General features: G+C 72.5%; 14 protein-coding genes. 2 read left to right on the top strand and 12 right to left on the bottom strand.

The window, feature by feature from the left end:
- Nucleotides 1-69: 69 nt before the first annotated feature.
- From ACFT2C_RS27200 to topA, 5 genes are all read right to left on the bottom strand, one after another.
- Nucleotides 70-1,740, bottom strand: a complete 1,671-nt coding sequence (locus ACFT2C_RS27200; RefSeq protein WP_377210220.1) for an enoyl-CoA hydratase-related protein — start codon at nucleotides 1,738-1,740, stop codon at nucleotides 70-72.
- Nucleotides 1,741-1,866: 126 nt separating this feature from the next.
- Nucleotides 1,867-3,003: a DNA polymerase III subunit delta' gene (locus ACFT2C_RS27195; protein WP_377210219.1), complete on the bottom strand. Its 1,137-nt coding sequence runs from the start codon at nucleotides 3,001-3,003 to the stop codon at nucleotides 1,867-1,869.
- The gene (tmk, locus tag ACFT2C_RS27190) at nucleotides 3,000-3,710 is read right to left on the bottom strand and encodes a dTMP kinase (protein ID WP_377210218.1); all 711 of its coding nucleotides are present in this window, start codon (nucleotides 3,708-3,710) and stop codon (nucleotides 3,000-3,002) included. The genes ACFT2C_RS27195 and tmk overlap by 4 nt, the downstream gene beginning before the upstream one ends.
- A 90-nt stretch (nucleotides 3,711-3,800) precedes the next feature.
- Nucleotides 3,801-4,202 carry a pyridoxamine 5'-phosphate oxidase family protein gene (locus tag ACFT2C_RS27185; protein ID WP_377210217.1) on the bottom strand — a complete coding sequence of 134 codons (402 nt, stop codon included), beginning with the start codon at nucleotides 4,200-4,202 and terminating at the stop codon, nucleotides 3,801-3,803.
- 103 nt (nucleotides 4,203-4,305) lie between these two features.
- Nucleotides 4,306-7,128, bottom strand: coding sequence for a type I DNA topoisomerase (gene topA / locus ACFT2C_RS27180; RefSeq protein WP_377210216.1), 2,823 nt, complete (start codon nucleotides 7,126-7,128; stop codon nucleotides 4,306-4,308).
- A 220-nt stretch (nucleotides 7,129-7,348) separates the two neighbouring features.
- Between topA and ACFT2C_RS27175 the strand changes: the two genes are divergently transcribed.
- Nucleotides 7,349-8,464, top strand: a complete 1,116-nt coding sequence (locus ACFT2C_RS27175) for a phosphatase PAP2 family protein (RefSeq protein WP_377210215.1) — start codon at nucleotides 7,349-7,351, stop codon at nucleotides 8,462-8,464.
- A gap of 89 nt (nucleotides 8,465-8,553) precedes the next feature.
- On the opposite strand, the gene ACFT2C_RS27170 is transcribed toward ACFT2C_RS27175, so the two are convergent.
- The 7 genes from ACFT2C_RS27170 to ACFT2C_RS27140 form a co-directional block, all read right to left on the bottom strand.
- Nucleotides 8,554-10,005, bottom strand: a complete 1,452-nt coding sequence (locus ACFT2C_RS27170; RefSeq protein ID WP_377210214.1) for a S1 family peptidase — start codon at nucleotides 10,003-10,005, stop codon at nucleotides 8,554-8,556.
- 202 nt (nucleotides 10,006-10,207) lie between these two features.
- A complete protein-coding gene (locus tag ACFT2C_RS27165) occupies nucleotides 10,208-11,341 on the bottom strand; it encodes a S1 family peptidase (protein ID WP_377210213.1) in 1,134 nt (377 codons plus the stop codon).
- Nucleotides 11,342-11,508: 167 nt separating this feature from the next.
- Nucleotides 11,509-12,450, bottom strand: coding sequence for a LysR family transcriptional regulator (locus tag ACFT2C_RS27160; protein WP_377210212.1), 942 nt, complete (start codon nucleotides 12,448-12,450; stop codon nucleotides 11,509-11,511).
- 142 nt (nucleotides 12,451-12,592) lie between these two features.
- Nucleotides 12,593-14,176 carry a methyltransferase gene (locus ACFT2C_RS27155; protein ID WP_377210211.1) on the bottom strand — a complete coding sequence of 528 codons (1,584 nt, stop codon included), beginning with the start codon at nucleotides 14,174-14,176 and terminating at the stop codon, nucleotides 12,593-12,595.
- A 73-nt stretch (nucleotides 14,177-14,249) separates the two neighbouring features.
- Nucleotides 14,250-15,431, bottom strand: coding sequence for a hypothetical protein (locus ACFT2C_RS27150; protein ID WP_377210210.1), 1,182 nt, complete (start codon nucleotides 15,429-15,431; stop codon nucleotides 14,250-14,252).
- Nucleotides 15,432-15,510: 79 nt separating this feature from the next.
- A complete protein-coding gene (locus ACFT2C_RS27145; RefSeq protein WP_377210209.1) occupies nucleotides 15,511-15,843 on the bottom strand; it encodes a CD225/dispanin family protein in 333 nt (110 codons plus the stop codon).
- A gap of 67 nt (nucleotides 15,844-15,910) precedes the next feature.
- Nucleotides 15,911-17,635: a M20/M25/M40 family metallo-hydrolase gene (locus ACFT2C_RS27140; RefSeq protein WP_377210208.1), complete on the bottom strand. Its 1,725-nt coding sequence runs from the start codon at nucleotides 17,633-17,635 to the stop codon at nucleotides 15,911-15,913.
- A 278-nt stretch (nucleotides 17,636-17,913) separates the two neighbouring features.
- Here ACFT2C_RS27140 and ACFT2C_RS27135 point away from each other — a divergent pair, with 278 nt between their 5' ends.
- Nucleotides 17,914-18,492 (top strand): DinB family protein, encoded by a 579-nt coding sequence (locus tag ACFT2C_RS27135; protein ID WP_377210207.1) that lies wholly within the window; start codon nucleotides 17,914-17,916, stop codon nucleotides 18,490-18,492.
- Nucleotides 18,493-18,562: the final 70 nt, after the last annotated feature.

Below are 18,562 nucleotides of genomic sequence, written 5' to 3'. Positions count from 1 at the left end.
TAAGAGACAGCCCCGGTGTCGCCGGGGAGACTCGGACAGGCGCTCTACTTCGCGAGTCGTCCTACGCGCTCACACCCGAGCCGTGGAGAAGCGCAGCTTCTCCGGGGTGGCGTCCGCGGCGGTCTTGCGCAGGAAGGCCCGGCGGTGCACGGAGAAGGCGTTGCGGTCGTCGAAGAAGTCGCGCGCCATCTCGGCCAGCTCGATGGTCTGGTAGTACGACAGCGGCCGGTCCGTCGCCCGGCGCTCCGCGCGCGCGGCGAGCATCCAGCCGAGCGTCGCGGGCTCCTCGTAGCCCTGGGCGGCCGAGGACAGCCAGGTGGTGAACTCGCCCCACTCCCGCGGCCCGACGGCGCTGATCAGCCCGATCCGGGCCGCCTCGGCCGCCGAGATCGGCAGCTTGCGGGACAGGAGCAGCGACGCGCGGTGCTCCCCCACGCGCGCCGGGACGCTCCACGAGTGCAGCTCGGACCCGTAGATCCCCATGTCGTAGTACGGGTTGAGGACGACGCCCTCGCGGGCGAGCGTCACGTCCGCGCAGAGGCCGGCCATGACGCCACCCGCGCCGGCGTTCGCGGTGAACGCGGCGACGGTGAGCTGCTCGGCGGTCGCGATGGCCAGGCACAGCTCGTCGATCGCACAGATGTTGTCCCAGGCCTCGGCGGCCGGGTCCGGCGACGCGTCGACGGTGCCCAGGTGGATGCCGTTGGAGAACGCGTGCTCCGTGCCCTTGATGACGAGCACCCGGGTGTCCTCGGTGAGGGCCTTCTCGACAGCGCTCGTCAGGCGGCGGCACTGCTCCGTGTACATGGCGCCGCTGTACGAGCGGATCGTCAGGTAGCCGACGGCGCCATCGCGCACGTACGTCGTCTCGGCCAGGGCGTCGGGGACGCGGCGGAACGGGGCGTTGCTCGCGTCGATCACCTGCGCGGCGGGGAGCTTGGCGCCGCGCCGGCCGCTCAGCTCGGCGGCGTAGCCGACCCAGAGCGTGCCGACGCCGCAGGCGATCGCCACGGCGTCGAGGTTGCGGCCCACCACCGTGCCGGGCGCGGCGCCGGTGTGCTCCGACGACGCCACGGCGTCGAACACGCAGATCGACCGGCCGTTCACGCCCGCCGGGGCGCCGGGGGCGCCGTCGGCCGCGGCGACGAGGCGCTCCAGCTCGGACGCCGGGCGGCTCCAGTCGATGCGGAAGTCCTCGCGGCGCAGCAGCGGCAGCTCGCCGTCGACGGGCACGATCCGCAGGCAGGCCTCCGCCGGGATCGGCCGCTCGCCGTCGGCCACCTTGCGGACCACCTCGCCGATACAGGCCATCGCGGCGTCCGCGACGCGGCTGTTGTAGAGCGCGCTCTTGGCGATGGGCTGGTCGGGCATGTCGAAGACGGCGGTGGCCCACACCGGGCCCGCGTCCAGCTCCTCGACGGCGGACAGGGCGGTGACGCCCCACCGCTCCCGGCCGTCGCGGATCGCGTGGTCGAGCGAAGACGGGCCGCGGTCGCCCACGGGCCCCGGGTGCACGATGACGGTCGGCCAGCGGTCGTAGATCGTGTCGGGCACGCGGTGCTTGAGGAACGGGCACAGAATCAGGTCCGGGTCGGCACGCTCGACGGCACGCGTCATGGCGGCGGCGGACTCGAAGGTCGGCGCCAGCTCGACGCCGACGTCATGCCCCTGTTCCCGCAGGGAGCACCAGACCCGCTGGGTGAGACCGTTGAAGGCTGAGACCAGCAGGAGGATCCTCATCGGGCGGTGGACTCCTTGTCGCACGGAAAAGCTCTGGGGGCGTCCCGCACTCTAGCCAGGGACGGCAATTGGGACAATGTGCCGCGGTGGTTCGTCTTCACCCCCGCGAAATCTTCACAGGAGCGGTCATCCTTGGGGGCGCAGGGCTATCGCCATCGCCTCCAGCGCCAGCAACGGCGCCACGTTACCGCCCAGGCGGGTCCGCGCGACCCCGATCGAGTCCATCCGGCGCACCGTCTGCTCCGGGGTGGAGTCCGCGGCGAGCGACCGCACCGTCTCAGCGAGCTCCGCGTTCACCAGGTCGACCTCCGCGCCGAGCTGCACCACGAGCACGTCCCGGTACAGGGAGAGCAGGTCCACCATCGCGCGGTCGAGCACGTCGCGCTGGTGCCGGGTGGCGCGTCGCTTCTGGTCGTCCTCGAGCTGCTTGAGCTGCGAGCGCAGGCGCGGCGGCAGGGTCTCGCCGTCGGCCACGCCGAGTGCGCGGAGCAGCTCGGCCTTCTCGGCGGCGTCCCGTTCCTGCGTGGCCGACACGGCCTCCGCCTTGGCCACCTCCACCAGCTCGCCCGCGGCGAGCACCGCGTCCCCGACGCCGCGGATGCGCCGGGCGATGCTCAGCACGGCGGTGCGCCGCTCGCGCGCCCCGGCGTCGCGCGCCAGCCGCTTCGCCAGACCGACGTGGCTCTGCGCCGCGCGGGCCGCGCTCAGCGCCACGGCGGGGTCCGCGCCGTCGCGCCGCACGAGCAGGTCGGCGACGGCCTGCGGCGGCGGGACCCGCAGCACCACGGCGCGGCAGCGCGACCGGATGGTCGGCAGCACGTCCTGGACCGACGGCGCGCACAGCACCCACACCGTGTGCGGCGGCGGCTCCTCGATGGTCTTGAGCAGCACGTTCGTGGTGCGTTCGGCCATGCGGTCGGCGTCCTCGATGATGATCACGCGCCACCGCCCGCCGGACGGCGACCGGGACGCCGTCATGATCAGGTCGCGCACCTCGTCGATGGCGATGACCACCTTCTCGGTGGCCAGCAGCGTCACGTCCGGGTGGGTGCCCGCCATGGTGGTGGTGCACGCCTGGCACACGCCGCAGCCGCCCTGCGGGCACTGCAGCGCCGCCGCGAAGGCCCGCGCGGCGACGGACCTGCCGGATCCCGGCGGCCCGGTCACCAGCCACGCGTGCGTCATCGCGGCCGGGTTCGCCACGGCGCCCTGGAGCGCTGCCACTGCGGACTCCTGCCCGACGACGTCGTCCCAGACCGTCATGAGGCGTTCTCGCCGCCGGCCTCGAAGGACTCGCCCGGCTCGGCGATGCTGGTGGCCTCGGTGACGACGGGGGTGAGGCCGAGTCTTGCCGAGACGTCGACCCGGATCTGCCCCTGGATGTCGTCGATCGGCGCGCCCGCGTAGATGACCACCCAGCGCTCCGGGTCTGCCGCCGCGCGGCGAAGGAACGCGTCCCGGACGCGGGTGTGGAACTCGAGGCCCGCGCGCTCCAGGCGATCCAGCGCACCCTTGCCGTCGGCGGCGGCGCGACGTGCCGCGGCGGCCCCGGGATCGAGGTCGAGCAGGATCGTGATGTCCGGCCGCAGACCCTTGGTGGCCCACAGGGAGACGTGCTCCACCTCGTGGTCGGGCAGGTCGCGGCCGCCCGACTGGTAGGCGATGGACGAGTCGATGTAGCGGTCGGTGATCACGACGGCGCCACGCTCCAGCGCGGGCCGGACCACTGTCTCGACGTGGTGGGCGCGGTCGGCCGCGTAGATCAGCGCCTCCGCGCGCGGGCCCATGTCCTGGCCGTGCATGACCGCGGCCCGCAGCTCCTTGCCGAGCGCGGTGCCGCCGGGCTCGAACGTGAGCACGACCTCGCGGCCGGTCAGGTCGGCCAGCCAGTCGCCGAGGAGGCGGGACTGCGTCGACTTGCCGACACCCTCGCCGCCCTCGAAGGAGATGAAGTAGCCCGGTGCGTTCACGCCGCAACCATAACCGCGACCACCCACATCGACCGGCTGACGGACCTGTTGCGACTCCAGCTACTACAAGCGGAGCTGCAATAGGCGAGATCAGCGCCGGAGACGACGGCCCGTCACGTGCGCGGGTGTGATGCGCACCCAGGTGTCCCGCGTGTCGTCGAGGTAGCTGATCAGGTTGGTCGACTCGGCCGCGGCAATGTCAGCGTCGGTCTCCAGGATCTCCGCGGTGCCCTTCACGACGACGCTGTAGGCGATCTCCGGGCCCCACTGATCGACCTCGAAGGCGACCTTCTCGTTGATCGCGACCTCGGCGACCTTTGTCCCCGGAATCGTGTGGAAGTAGATGGTCCGGTCCGCCGTGGCGAAGTTCAGCGGGAAGATCTCGGGCTCCCCGGCGACGGCAGTACCGAGCCGCCCGATGGGCTGCATCGAGAGGAACTCCCAGCACTCGTCCTCGGTCATCGGCGTGATGCTCTGCTCGTTGTCGGCCATATGTCCATCGTGCGCCCGGTGAGCGGGCCACGCCTGGCGAGGCATCCCGATGTGCGCATGTCAGACGTGCAGGTCACCGGAGTGACCCGCACGCCGGCACGGGCTACTTCTTCGAGGTCGACGCCCTCTTGGCGGCAGGCTTCTTCGCCGGGGCCTTCGCCGCCGGCTTCTTGGCCGCCGTCGACCGCGTGGTGCGCTTCTTGGCCGGGCCCTGGGCGCGCTTCTCGGCGAGCAGCTCGATGGCCTGCTCGGCCGTGATGGATTCCGGCGTGACGTCGCGCGGCAGGGTGCGGTTGGTCTCGCCGTCGGTCACGTAGGCGCCGAACCGGCCGTCCTTGACCGTGATCGGCTTGCCGCTGTTCGGGTCGTCGCCGAGCTCGCGCAGCGGCGGCGTGGCGGTCCGGCCGCGTCCCCGCTTGGGCTGCTTGTAGATCTCCAGCGCCTCGTCGAGGGTGACCGTGAACATGGCCTCCTCGGACGGCAGGGTGCGCGAGTCCGTGCCCTTCTTCAGGTACGGGCCGTAGCGGCCGTTCTGCGCGGTGATCTCGTCGCCCGACTCCGGGTCCACGCCCACCACGCGCGGCAGCGACATGAGCTGCAGGGCATCCTCCAGCGACACCGAGTCGAGCGCCTGCGTCTTGAGCAGCGACGCCGTCCTCGGCTTGGGCAGGGCGGCCAGCGCCCGCTTCTTCGCCGCGGCCGACAGGTCGGGGTCGAGGTCCGGCTCGGGGAGCTGCTCCGTGACGTACGGGCCGTAGCGGCCGTTCTTCGCGATCACGGGGTTGCCGGTCTCGGGGTGGACGCCGAGCACGCGGCCGTCGTCGGCCCCGGCGGCGAGCAGTTCGCGGGCCTTGGCGACGGTCAGCTCGTCGGGCGCGACGTCGTCGGGCACCGAGGCGCGCGGCGGGGTCTTGCCCTCCTCGACCTCGGCCGCGAGGTCCTCGATGTACGGGCCGTAGCGGCCGACCCGCACGCGGATGCCCTCGCCGATGTCGACGGAGTTGATCGCGGCGGCGTCGATCTCGCCGAGGTTCGCCACGAGCGCGCGCAGGCCGCCGCCGTCGCTGTCCACGCCGAGCGGGTCGGAGGTACCGAGGTTGCCCGGGGCCTCGCCGAAGTAGAACTCCTTCAGCCACGCCACCCGCTCGCGCGACCCGGCGGCGATCTGGTCGAGGTCCTCCTCCATCGTGGCCGTGAAGTCGTAGTCGACCAGCCGGTCGAAGTGCTCCTCCAGCAGGCGGATCACCGCGAACGCGAGCCACGTCGGCACCAGCGCCTGGCCGCGCGTGATCACGTAGCCGCGGTCCTGGATGGTCGAGATCGTCGCGGCGTACGTGGACGGGCGGCCGATGCCGCGCTCCTCCAGCGCCTTGACCAGCGACGCCTCCGTGTAGCGGGCGGGCGGGGAGGTCGAGTGGCCGTCGGCGGCCAGGTCCGTACCGATGAGCGCGTCGCCCTCGGACATCGTCGGCAGCCGCGTCTCCTTGGCCGCCGCCGCGCCGTCGGCCGCCTCGGTCTCGGCGTCCGCGCTCTCCTCGTAGGCCGCGAGGAAGCCGCGGAACGAGATCACGGTGCCCGACGCCGAGAACACCGCCTGGTTGCCGTCCTGCTCGCCGCCGGCGATGACCGCGCCGAGCCGGACGGACGCCGTCGAGCCCTTCGCGTCCGCCATCTGCGAGGCGACCGTGCGCTTCCAGATGAGCTCGTAGAGGCGGAACTGGTCGCCGCTCAGCTCACCCGCGACCTGCGCCGGCGTGCGGAACGAGTCGCCCGCGGGGCGGATCGCCTCGTGCGCCTCCTGGGCACCCTTCGACTTGCTGGCGTACAGGCGAGGCGCGCCCGGCACGTACTCGGGGCCGTACAGCTCGGCGGCCTGCCGGCGCGCGGCATCCGTCGCCTCCTTCGAGAGGGAAGGGCTGTCGGTACGCATGTAGGTGATGTAGCCGTTCTCGTACAGGCCCTGCGCGGTGCGCATCGCCTGGCGCGACGACATCCGCAGCTTGCGGCCCGCCTCCTGCTGCATCGTGGAGGTGGTGAACGGCGCCGCGGGGCGGCGCGTGTACGGCTTGGTCTCCAGGCTGCGGACGGCGAAGTCGGCGTTCGCCAGCCCGGCGACGACGGCGCGAGCTGTCGCCTCGCTGAGCTGCACGACGCCGGTGCGGACCTTGAGCCGCCCCCGGTCGTCGAAGTCGCGGCCCGAGGCGACCTTGTCGCCGGCGAGCTGGGTGAGCCGCGCGCGGAAGGAGGGCTGGCCCGAGGCTGCGCCGCCGTCGGACGAACCGTCGGTGACAGCGAACGTGCCCGCGACGTCCCAGTAGTCCGCCGAGACGAACGCCATGCGCTCGCGCTCCCGCTCGACGACGAGGCGCGTCGCCACCGACTGCACGCGGCCGGCCGAGAGGCCCTGGCGCACCTTGCGCCACAGCACCGGCGACACCTCGTAGCCGTACAGGCGGTCGAGGATGCGCCGCGTCTCCTGGGCGTCCACGAGGTCCTGGTCCAGCTCACGCGTGTTCTCCAGGGCGCGGAGGATCGCGTCGCGGGTGATCTCGTGGAACACCATGCGCTTGACGGGGACCTTGGGCTTGAGCTCCTGGATCAGGTGCCAGGCGATGGCCTCGCCCTCGCGGTCCTCATCGGTCGCGAGGAAGAGCTCGTCGGCGTCCTTGAGGGCCTTCTTGAGCTCGCTGACCTTCTTCTTCTTGTCCGCGTGGACCACGTAGTACGGGTCGAACCCGTTGTCGACGTCCACGGAGAACTTGCCGTACGGGCCCTTCTTCATCTCCGCCGGCAGGTCCTTGGGCTGCGGGAGGTCGCGAATATGCCCGACGCTGGCTTCGACCTCGTAGTCGTCGCCGAGGTAGCCCTGGATCTTTCGAGCCTTCGTGGGCGACTCCACGATCACGAGCTTGCGTGCCTGGGACATCCGGTCCTGCCTGCTTCCTGCGGGGTCTGGGGGAGGGCGCCGAGCGCCGTCGGAGAGTTCACGGTACGCCAGGCGCAACGGATCGCACCCTATCCGGGCCGACAGCCGGCTGCCCGGCAGTTTCATATGACCGTGGTGATTTTCACCCGTGGCGTGAACGACAACGGAGCATCACATGAGACACACGGTCTCTTCAGGCCGTTCCCCTACGGTTGAGCCTATGACCGACCGTACCCTGCCGCTGCCCGATCTCCCGCAGCCCGGGCGGGGTCGGGTCGTCGGCACGGCGAAGGGGTACACACCGCCCGCCCCGTCCGCACCCAAGGCTCGCACGGCACGGGCGACGCGCCCGGCCCGCCCGGCGCGGCCGCCCGTGCCGGGACCGACGCCGGGTCCGACGTCGGGTCCGCCCCCGCCCTCGCCGCCCGACGACGCGGGCCGCCGCCCTGCTCAGGCGCGGGTCCCCGGGCTCGAGCCTCGACTGCGGCCCCGGATCTTCGCCGGCGTCGTCGCGGTGCTCGCGCTCTGGGGCGTGTGGGCCACCTGGGACACGTTCGTCGTCTCGGAGCGCGGCCAGCGCGCCGACCAGCTCGCCTTTGCGGGTGCCGTCAACGGCAAGGGCGTGCTCTGGGAGCTCGCGGAGCCGGTGCTCGGTCTGGTGTCGAACTCGTTCGTCGGGATCGGGCTCGCGGTCGCCGTGGTCTTCGCCCTGGCCCGCGGCCGCTGGTGGCTCGCGGCGCAGGTCGCGATCCTGGTGGTCGGCTCGAACCTCACCACGCAGGTGCTCAAGCACGGGATCCTGGACCGGCCCGCGCTGCTCGACGTCCCGCGCGCCGACATCAACACCCTGCCCAGCGGGCACACGACCGTCGCGGCGTCGGTCGCCGCGGGCCTCCTCATCGCGGTCCCCCGGCGCTGGCGTCCGGTGGTCGCGGTGGCGGGAGCCGCCTACACGGGCGCCACCGGCGTATCGACGCTGGTCGGGCAGTGGCACCGGCCGTCCGACGTCGTCGCCGCCGTCCTCGTGGTGCTCGCCTGGAGCGCCGGCGTCTGCGCGCTGAGCTCGCCGTCGTCCCTGGACGAGCCGCGGGTCGGTCTGGAGCGCGGCGCCCTGGAGCCGGGATCGTCCGCCACGGCCGGCCTGCTGCTGCTCGGGACGGCGGTCACCGGAGCCCTCGCGATCGGCGCGCTCGGCAGCGTGCGCGGCTACGGCTGGGGGCTGCCGCTCGGCGGCGACCTCACGGCGTACATGGGCGGGGCGCTCGGGGTGATCGCGGTGACCCTGGCCGCGTTCGCGGTACTGCTCCTGACCCGCCAGTCCACGGCCCGCCCCTGAGACGTTGGGTCCGCGAAGTAGAGCGCCTGTCCGAGTCTTCCCGCGACAACCGGGGAGACTCGGACAGGCGCTCTACTTCGCGGACTTGGTTACGGGGTGGTGGAGTAGCCGCCCGTGTAGGAGCCCGAGCCGGAGTACGCGTCCACGACCCAGCGGTAGGTGCCAGACGTGCCCGAGTACGTCACGCTCTCGTCCGGGGACGAGGTGATCCCCTGGGCCACGGTGGTCCAGGAGCCGCTGCTCGACTTCTGCAGGTAGAGGTCGAAGTCGGCCCCGCTCGGCCCGTCGAGGCAGCCCTCGATCGTGCCAGTCAGCGCCGAGAACCCGGTGCTGCCCGGCTTGTAGGCGAAGCTGCCGCTGCTCAGCGAGCCGCTGAACGACGTCTCCTCGCCCGTGCAGCCAGTGGGCGTGCCGCCACCGCCGGTGATCAGCGACACGCTCGCGGCGCTGAGCGCCTCGTTCACCGGCTGGAAGTACGTGGTGCCGCCGGAGGAGCAGTTGCCGGAACCACCCGACGTCATGCCCTGGGCCTGCGTACCGGCGAGCAGCGAGCCGCCGGAGTCGCCCGGCTCGGCGCACACGTTGGTACGGATCAGGCCGGAGACGGTGCCCTCGGCGTAGGTGACCGAGGCGTTCAGGGCCTGGATGGTGCCGCAGTGCCAGCCGGTCGTGGAGCCCGAGCGGCAGACGGTGGCGCCGACGGCGGCCGCGGTCGAGCCCGCGACGTTCACCGTGCCGCCGTTGTAGTCGTTGACCGCGCCGATGGGGGTGTCGTCGGTGCCGGTGTTGACGTAGCTGTAGTCGTTGCCCGGGAACGAGGAGACGCGGAAGGTACCGCTGGGGCTGGTCGTGGTGTTGCCGACGTCGCCGCAGTGGCCCGCCGACACGAAGCCGCCGGTGACCGAGAAGCCGACCGAGCAGCGGGACCCGCCGATGTAGTAGGCGTTGCCGCCGATCACGTTGATGAACGTCCGGGGCATCTCGGCGACCTCGACGAGAGACACGGAGCCCGCCGGGATCCCGGCCCGCTGGACGGCGGCGGCGACGTCGGCCGTTGCGCCCTTGGCCACCTCCATGACCACCGCGTTGGACTCGACGTCCACGTACGCGCCTGCGACGGTGGCCTCCGGCGCTGCCCGGAAAGCCTTGGTGGCGAGGCGGTCGAGCTGGCCCAGCGACTTGTCGACGGTGACGGCGGTGGCACCGGCGGCTCGCGCCTCGGCGGCGCCGGCCTTGTCGGTGACCGCGACGAACAGCTCGGTGCCGTCCACCCAGGCCCCCGCGTAGTCCTTGTCGAGGGCCTTGGCGATGGCGTGCTGCTTCTCCGACAGCGCTTCGTCGGTCTTCATCCTGGCCACCGCCTGCGAGGTGGTCAGGCCGAGGTCGCGCTCCATCGCGGCGACCATGCCCGGCGCGTAGCCGGAGACGTCGGGCTTGTCGGATCCGGCGGCGGCGCCCGCGGTAGCGGCGGTGATGCTGGCGGCGAGGAGCGTCGCAGCGGCGGTAGCCACGGTGATCGCTCTGAAGGATGTGCGTCTCATGTCCAGCGACTCCTGTCGTCGGGGCAATGGATTCACCCAGTGCGGCACAGCGTAGGGTCGCCTTCAGGGAACTCCCAGATACCTTTTGGGGCATATCGGAGCAATATGCGGACATGCCAAGGTGCAGGTAGGGGAAGCCCCTACCTGCCCCTCGGCCGACCCCTCCTTCACCGAGGAAGAGTCGGCCGCTGGCGCGGGCCGGTCAGTTCGTCAGCAGCGACACCCCCGCGGCGGTCAGCGCCTCGCCCACCGGCTGGAAGAAGGTCTGGCCACCGGAGGAGCAGTTGCCCGAACCGCCGGAGGTCATGCCCTGGGCCTGCGAGCCCGCGAGCAGCGAGCCGCCCGAGTCACCCGGCTCGGCGCAGACGTCGGTCTGGATGAGGCCGGAGACGCTGCCCTCGGCGTAGTTCACCGTGGCGTTGAGCGCCTCGATGGTGCCACAGTGCCAGCCGGTCGTGGAGCCCGAGCGGCAGACGGTGGCGCCGACGGCGGCCGGCGACGAGCCCTCGACGGCGACGGTGCCGCCGGCGTAGTCGTCCACCACGCCGACCGGGGTGTCGGAGTCGACCGAGACGTAGCTGTAGTCGCTGCCCGGGAACTCCGAGACCTCGAAGGTGCCGGACGGCTCGCTCGCCGTCGAACCCACGGAACCGCAGTGGCCGGCCGAGACGAACCCACCGGTGACGGCGAAGCCGACCGAGCAGCGCGCGGTGTCGTCGATGAAGTAGGCCTCGCCGCCGATCACGTCGGCGAACGTCCGGGGACGCTCCGTGGCCTCGGTCAGGGTGACGGCGGAGGCGGGCACCCCGGCCTCGGCGACGGCGGCCTGGACGTCGGCGGCGGCGCCGTCGACCACGTCGACCACGATCTCGTTGGTCTCCACGTCCACGTGGTACGAGGTCACGTCCGACCCGGACAGCGCGCCGTCCAGGTCGGCGGTCCAGGCGTCGAGCGCCTCGAGCGAGTTGTCGACGGCGACGGGGACGGCCCCGGCGGCACGGACGTCGGCGGCCTCGGCGGCGTCCGTCACGGCGACGTGGAGCGTGTCCGCGCCGTCGACCCACGCGCCGCCGTAGGAGGCACCGAGCGACTTCTCCAGGCTGCGCTGCGTACCGGCCAGGGTCTCCTGGACGTCGATCTGAGCCACGGCCTCGGCCGTGGTCAGGTTCAGGTCGCGCTCCATTGCGGCGACCAGACCCGGCGCGTAGCCCGCTGCTGCGGTCTCTGCGGTCTCTGCGGCGGACTGTCCAGCGGCGGCGACGGCGTTGATGGTGCCGGCAAAGAGGCCCACAGTGGCGGTTGCCACGGCCAGGCCCCGGAGGGAAGTACGTCTCATCTCCAGCGACTCCTCGTGTCGTAGAGCGGGTGAAAGTTCACCCACAGGTGATTTTTCACCCGCAGCGACACTGTAGGAGGAGTTGGACGTCACGCCCAGATCACACTCAGGTCATACATATTTCCTATGGAGGGCAAACCACATAGGCGCGGATGTAGTCGGCGGGGTCAGCCGAGCATGCCGTACATCGCCAGCCACTGCTCGTACTGCGGGCTGCGGCGGACGGCGTCGCGGTGCGCACGGTGGGCGGCGCCCTCGACGGCCTCCAGGTCCACGCGCAGGTCGGCGTCGTGCCGCCACCCCAGGTAGTGCGTGCGCCGCAGCGGCGCCCCCGCGAGGGGGACGGTCACGACGCCCGGCGGGTCGATCTGCCCGGGCTCCACGAGCGCGACGGCGCGCCCCGCCCGTACCTGGTCGACGGCGGTGGTCCACTCCGCCTCGCCCAGGCCGCGGGGTGTGAACCCCGCGCGCACGCACGCCGACACCAAGCACTCCTCGAGGCAGCCGTGCGACGGCACGCAGAGCCACTGCTCCTCCGCCAGCTCGGCGAGGGAGACCTCGGGCTTGCCCGCGTACGGGTGGTGCTCGTCGATCAGGACGAACATCGGGTCGGTGCAGACCCGGGTCCACGCGACCTCCACGGCCGCAGGCGGCGAGACGTCGGAGCACATCCCGACCAGCCCGACGTCGATGGTGCCCCGCGCGAGCCGGGATGCGACGTCGTCCGGCAGGTGGGGCATGGCCGTGGTGACCTGCGCGCCCGGGATCGCGATGTGGAGCTGGTTGACGAACAGGCCGCCCAGCGCGGTGCCGGTGATGCCGACGCGGACCGTCTCCCCGTGCGCGACCTCGCCGTTGACGAGCCGCTCGGCGTCGTCCGCCAGGGCGGCCATGGCGGGGAGCAGCACGCGGGCGTGCCGGAGGATCAGCTCGCCGAGCTCGGTCGGGCGCGCACCGAAGCGGTCGCGGACGAACACGTTGCCACCCAGCGACCGGTCGATGCGATTGAGCTGCGCGGTCAGCGCCGGCTGCGCGATGCCGAGGGCAGCGGCCGCCTTCGTGACGCTGCCCGACTCGGCAACAGCGACAACCATCCTCAAGTGCCGCATGTCGAGTTCCACAGGGTGGAAAGTATCTGCCATGAGCGCGGATGTCTCTGTTCCGGACAAGATTTATCGGCGCGCGCGATTGACCGTTACGTCCCGGAAACGGGTAGGCCACCGCGCACAGGGCAGATGCTGAAGGTAGGGCCTACTCCTCCAGGAAACCGTCACGAACCAGGCTACGTACCGCCGGGAGCAGCTCTGCGGCCAGGGCGTCCGCCGGGACGTCGAACAGCGAGGCGAGCGCGCCGACGATCTGCCCCACGGCCAGCTCGCCGTCGCATGCGCCCACCAGTGCCGCGAGCGGGCTCGACGCCTGGACGCCACGGCCCAGCCCGTCGCCCTGCCGCAGGATCACCACGTTCGGGTCGGCCTCGCCCGGCGTCAGGTAGCGCTCCTCGGTGACGTCCGCGGCCGTGACCAGGTGCGCCGCGGCGAGCGCCGCGTCGTCCCGGGACGCGAGCCAGTCGTGCCCGGCGAGGCTCCGTGCGAGGTGCGCCCCGAGCGGCTGGCGGACCGACCCCGTGTGCTCCTCGAGCCGCCGCAGCGTGGGCGGCCCGGACGCGGGGCGCCGGAGCGTCACTATCCCGAAGCCGACCGCCTCGACGTCCCGGGACGCGAAGTCGTCGAGCCATGCCCCGTACGCGGCGGCCCAGGCGTCGGGCTCGCGGTCGGGGGTGGTGCCGCCGTCCCGGATCCACGTCTCCGCGTACTCGGCGGGGTCGAGGACCTCGCGCTGGATGATCCAGCCGTCGAGCTCGGCCGCGTCGAGCCACGCGCCGACCCGCTCGGTCCACGGCTCGCCCCTCCGGTGCTCCCAGTTGCCGAGGAGCTGCGCGACGCCGCCCGGCGCGAGCACGGCGCCGACGCCGAGGACCAGGTCCCGGACCAGGTCGTCGCCCGCCCGGCCGCCGTCGCGGTACTCGTAGTCGCCGAGCGCGTCGGCGACCGCCCGGCCTGGCGCGCCCGCGTGCGGCGTGATGACGAACGGCGGGTTGGAGACCACGAGGTCGAACCGCTCCCCCGCGACGGGCTCCAGCATGGAGCCGTGCCGGAGCTCCACCTCCGCCCCGGCCCGCGCGTTCAGCGCGACGTTGAGCTCGGCGAACGCCAGCGCCCGCCGCGAGATGTCCGTCGCCACCACGCGCTGCGCGTGCCGCGCCGCGTGCAAGGCCTGGATGCCGCAGCCGGTGCCGAGGTCGAGCACCCGGTCGACCGGGTTGCGCACCGTGACCTGCGCCAGCGTCAGGGACGCGCCGCCGGCGCCGAGCACGTGGTCGGTGGCCAGGCGACCGCCGGTCGTCAGCTCTCCGATGTCGGACGCGAGCCACCAGCGCGCGTCGCCGACGGCATCGACGGAGGAGTAGGGGCGCAGGTCCACGACGGCGCGCACCGCGTCGTCGTCCCCGGTGCCCTGTGCGGCGACCAGGCCGAGGCGCTCGGCGCCCGCCGTGCCCGTCCCGGGCAGCGCCCGGTCCAGTGCGGCCCGCGGTACCGGAGTGCCCAGGAGGAACAGTGCGGCCAGGGTCGCGCGCGGGTCGCGGTCCGACGGCGGCTTGCCCGCCACCGCCGCGGCGACCGCGCGGCGGGCCGGCAGCGCCTGCTCGCGGTGCAGCGCCGCCGCGGCGAGCGGTCCGAGGACGTCCTCGACGCCGTCGACGTCGTAGGCGGAGGAGACCAGGTCTGCACGGAGCGCGGCGACGAGGGCGGGGTCGGTCACGGGAGGCTGCACGAGCCCATCCTGCCCGCAGACTCCGCACCCTCACCAGGCGGGCGGGGTCCGCCGCCGCGGCGGGCCGCCGGCGCTAACCGCGGCAGTTGGACGCGACGTACTCCTGCACCCTCTTGGACGCGTCGATCATCGCCGCGGTGTCGAGCTCCTCCTGTGCGCCGCCGACGGCGGAGCTCACCGCCGCGCCGTCGTTCGCCTTCACCTTCTCGATGTTGTTGGCCACCGTCGAGTAGTACGTGAAGGCGATCGCCCAGTCCTTCGCGATGTCGTCGGGCGGGGTCACGCCCTCCAGGGCGTTGCGGGCGTTGATGAATCCCTTGCGCAGGGTGTCGGGCTGGTCCTCGACCATCGCCGACTGCGCGTTGGCGGCCTGCGTCCACGCCATCTGCGTCTGCGCGCAGGACGCGGCCTCCGCGCTCGTGAGGACGCTGTCGCCCCCGACCAGGCTCATGCCCCAGCCGGTGCCCAGGCCGAGCAGGGCGGCAACGACGCCGGCCGTCGCCAGCACCACTGGCCGGTCCAGCGCCTTGGGCAGGCCGCGGCGCAGGGTCTTCTTGATCCGCTTCTGCTGAGCGGTGTCCGGGACGGGGATGCCGCCCTTGGTGCGCTTCTGGCCGGTCTTCTTCGACTCGGCCTTGCTCTTCCGGGACCCGGCCTTGCTCGGCGCCGCGCTCGGCGTCGGGCTCGGCAGGGCCGGCGGGACGTCGTCCGCGAACGCGGGCGGGACCTCGTCGACCTCCGGGCCGACGTCGACCGGGCCCGCGTTCAGCGGGAAGCCGCCGGCCGGGGTGGGGGCCGGGTCGCTCTTGGGCGCGCCCTTCGTGCCGGACTTGGCGCCCTTGCCCCTGGACCTCGACTTGGCGACCTTGGCGACCTTGCCGCTCTTGCCGCCGACGTTCTTGCCGCGGCCGCGCGTCGTGGCAGGTTCGGTGGCCGCTACCGGGCCCCAGGGATTCGCGTCGCCGTCCCCCGCGCCGTCGGCGACGACGGGCGCCGGGACCGATCCCCAGGGAGACCTGCCCTCGTCGGCGGGGGCAGCATCCGGGGCCGGGGCGGCGGCGCCCGCACTGCCCCAGGGGCTCGGCGCTGCCTCGCTCTCGGCGAGGCTCTCCGCCCACTCGAGGGCGCTCGCGCCGGGCGCGGACTCCCCTGCCGCGAGGCTCTCGGCCCACGTGAGCGCGTTGCTCGCGGGGGGACCTCCAGCGCGGGACGCAGCACGACCACCCCGCGAGCCCTTGCGCCGTGTCGCACTCATAGCCGCGAACTTTACCCGCTACCCCCGGGAGGACAGGAGGGGCAATCGTGTGATACGTGACGAACGACGGGTGAAGTTGCTACCGGTTCAGGTAGGTGATGCTCGCCCAGAACACCACGACCACCCAGGCGACGACCCCGATCGAGAGCGTCAGGAGTCCCCAGTTACGCGCCCGCTTGGAGGCCTTTCGCGCCTGGTCGTGCTGCTGCGTCTTCCACAGGGAATTGACGCGCAACGCGTTCACGAGGGCGACGATTCCGGTGGGCCAGAAGCAGAAGATGGTCACCAGCACGGAGAACAGGAGATACGTCCGCGGCGGGTACTGCAGCTGCGCCGGGTAGGTGTGGACGTTGACGTGCACGGGCGCGCGCGAGCCCCCCGGCACCGCGGGCGGCACATCGGAGCTGCTCATGGACGTCCCCCTCACCTACGTAAAGGGATAACTTAGTCCAATTTCGGTGACTTGTTGAATGCGCAGGTCAACCGGGGATTTTTCGTAGTACCTCACGATAGAAATGCACGCCGCGGCCCAGGGAATCGACGCTCAGGTGCTCGTCCGGGCCGTGCGTCGACTGTCGTTGCGCGCGCGTCAGGGCGAACGGGCTGAATCGGTAGACGTGGTCACTGATCGGGGTGAAGGTGCGCGCGTCGGAGGCGGTCAGCGACACGCACGGCACGACGACGGCGTCCGGGTACGACGCACCGATCGCCTCACTGAGCAGCGCGAACTGCTGGCTGTCCGCCGGCGAGACCTCGCTGGGCTCGCTGCGCTGCACGATCTCGATCTCGACCTTCTTGTCCCGGATGACGCGGCGCAGCCGCGCGACGGTCCGGTCCACGGTCTCGCCGAGCGCCACCCGGACGTCGAGGTGCGCGCGGGCCGACGACGCCGCGACGTTCGCCCCCGAGCTGCCCTCGAGCTCGGTGACCGCCACGGTGGTACGGACCGTCGCCCAGGCCTCGGGGCCGCCCCCGGCCAGCATCCAGGCCCCGACCTTGCGCAGCGGCCCCGAGGCGAGCCTGGTCACCATCCTGAGCAGCGCCCCCTTGAACCCCTTGGCGCCGGGCGCGACCCGCTCCAGCATCTCCACCGTCGGCGCGTTGACCCGGGCGGCGTGCCGGTACCGGCTCGCCCGCGTCACCGCGCGGGCGAGGCGCGCCGTGGCGGTCCGCCGGCCGGGCGTCGCGGCATGGCCGCCGACGTCGGTCGTGTACAGGTTCACCCCGACCAGGCCCTTCTCCGCGACCCCCACCAGGGCGGTCTGCCGGTCGAGGCCGGGGAAGGCGTCCGTCACGACGCCGCCACCCTCGTCGATCACGAGCCATGGGCGCACGCCCAGCTCGTACATTCGCCGGACGGCGGTCTGCGCCGACTCGCCGGCGGTCTCCTGGTCCGCGCCGAAGAACAGCCAGATGTCCCGCTCGGGGACGAACCCCTCGCCGAGGAGCGTCTCCACGGCGTCGAGCACCGCGACGAGGCCGCCCTTGTCGTCGAGCGTGCCGCGGCCGTGCACCACGCCGTCCCGGATCTCGCCCGAGAACGGGTTCGCGGACCAGTCCATGCCACCGACCGGCGCCACGTCCTGGTGCGCCATGAGCACCACGGGGAAGGGGTGCAGCACGTCCTCGCGGCCCCGGCCGGGCCAGCGGTAGAGCAGGCCGTTGTCGCCCGCCGGCTCGCTCTGCAGGGCGTGCACGCGGGGGTAGTAGGTCGCCAGCGCCGCCCGGTGCCGGGCGAACGCCTCGTGGTCGACATACTCGGGGTCCCACGACGACATGGTCGGGATCTGCACGAGCGACGACAGGTGCCCGGCCGCGATGTGGCCCGCCGAGGCGTGGCGGTCGCCGTATGGTTCCGACGGGGTGAACGACGACGTGCCCGGCTGGTCGCGCAGCACGGCGTCCGGCGCCGCGGGCTGCTCGGTGACCCGCTCCGGCTTCTCCCGCGCTCCCGCATCCGTCGCGGATCCTGACGCCGCCGACCCGGCCCGCTCGGCCGCCGTCGAGGACGCGGACCGCGAGGCCCTGGGGGCCGACGTGTCCGGGCGCTTGGCCGACAACAGGGTCGGGGAGGGCGCGGCTTCCCGCGGGCGCGGCTGCGGCGTCGGCTCCGCGACGGGCGCGGCCGGTCGGACTGCCGCCTTCGCGATCAGTTCGGCCGTGACCTGAGGGATGGCCTCGGTCGGGTCGATATCGGCACTCACGGGACCTTCTCCTGCTCCGGTGTCTCCCCCGAGGGGAGCTCCTGCATCGGGGCTCTCGTCCACACCCGCGGACCGCGGGGCGTTGAGTAGCACAACACCGCAGACGATAGCGGTCGCAGCCGGTTTTCCACAGACCCGTGGGTGGGTGCGGAACGAAGACCGGCGTGCCGAACGCGTGCGTCCGCGCCTGTCCAATTTTGCCTGATACGGCCGCAGTCCGCGCGATGGCGGCGGACAATGCCGTTGACCGGCGGCGGAGCCTGGAGTGCACTGTGCGGATGACCACAGAGCGCTGGACCTCCGCCACGATCTACCCCGACATGTGGGCTGATCCGAACGACGACCCGCGCGAGGCGCTGGCGAATCCGGTCGGCGAGAAGGAGACCCTCTGGAACTACCTCAAGCACTACCGGATCACGCTCGAGATGAAGTGCGACGGGCTCGATGCCGAGCAGATGGCGCGCCGGTCCGTGCCGCCGTCGACCATGTCGCTGCTCGGGCTGGTGCGGCACCTGGCGCACGTCGAGCAGAGCTGGTTCCAGCGTGTGCTGCGGGAGCAGCCCGAGCTGCCCCGGCTGTTCGGCAAGTCCCCGGAGAGTCCTGACGCGGACTTCGACGGCGCCGTCGCGGACCCCGCCGTCGTCGAGGAGGCGTGGGATACCTGGCGCCGCGAGATCAGGGCCGCCGACGCCTGGATGGAGGCGCTGCCCGAGGACGACCTGGGCCGGACGGTCACCCGCGGCGACGACGAGATCCCCGTGCGCGACGTCCTGGTCCACATGGTCGAGGAGTACGCGCGCCACATGGGCCACGCCGACCTGCTGCGCGAGTGCGTGGACGGCCGGGTAGGCCAATAGCCCACCCCGCCCTGTCCGCGAAGTAGAGCGCCTGTCCGGGTCTCCCTGGCGAAACCAGGGAGACCCGGAC

It is taken from the genome of Promicromonospora sp. NPDC057138 (genome assembly GCF_042670845.1).
Lineage (GTDB): Bacteria > Actinomycetota > Actinomycetes > Actinomycetales > Cellulomonadaceae > Promicromonospora.
The sequence above is the reverse complement of the archived record's forward strand: the minus strand, read 5'-3'. Positions and strand labels throughout refer to the sequence as shown.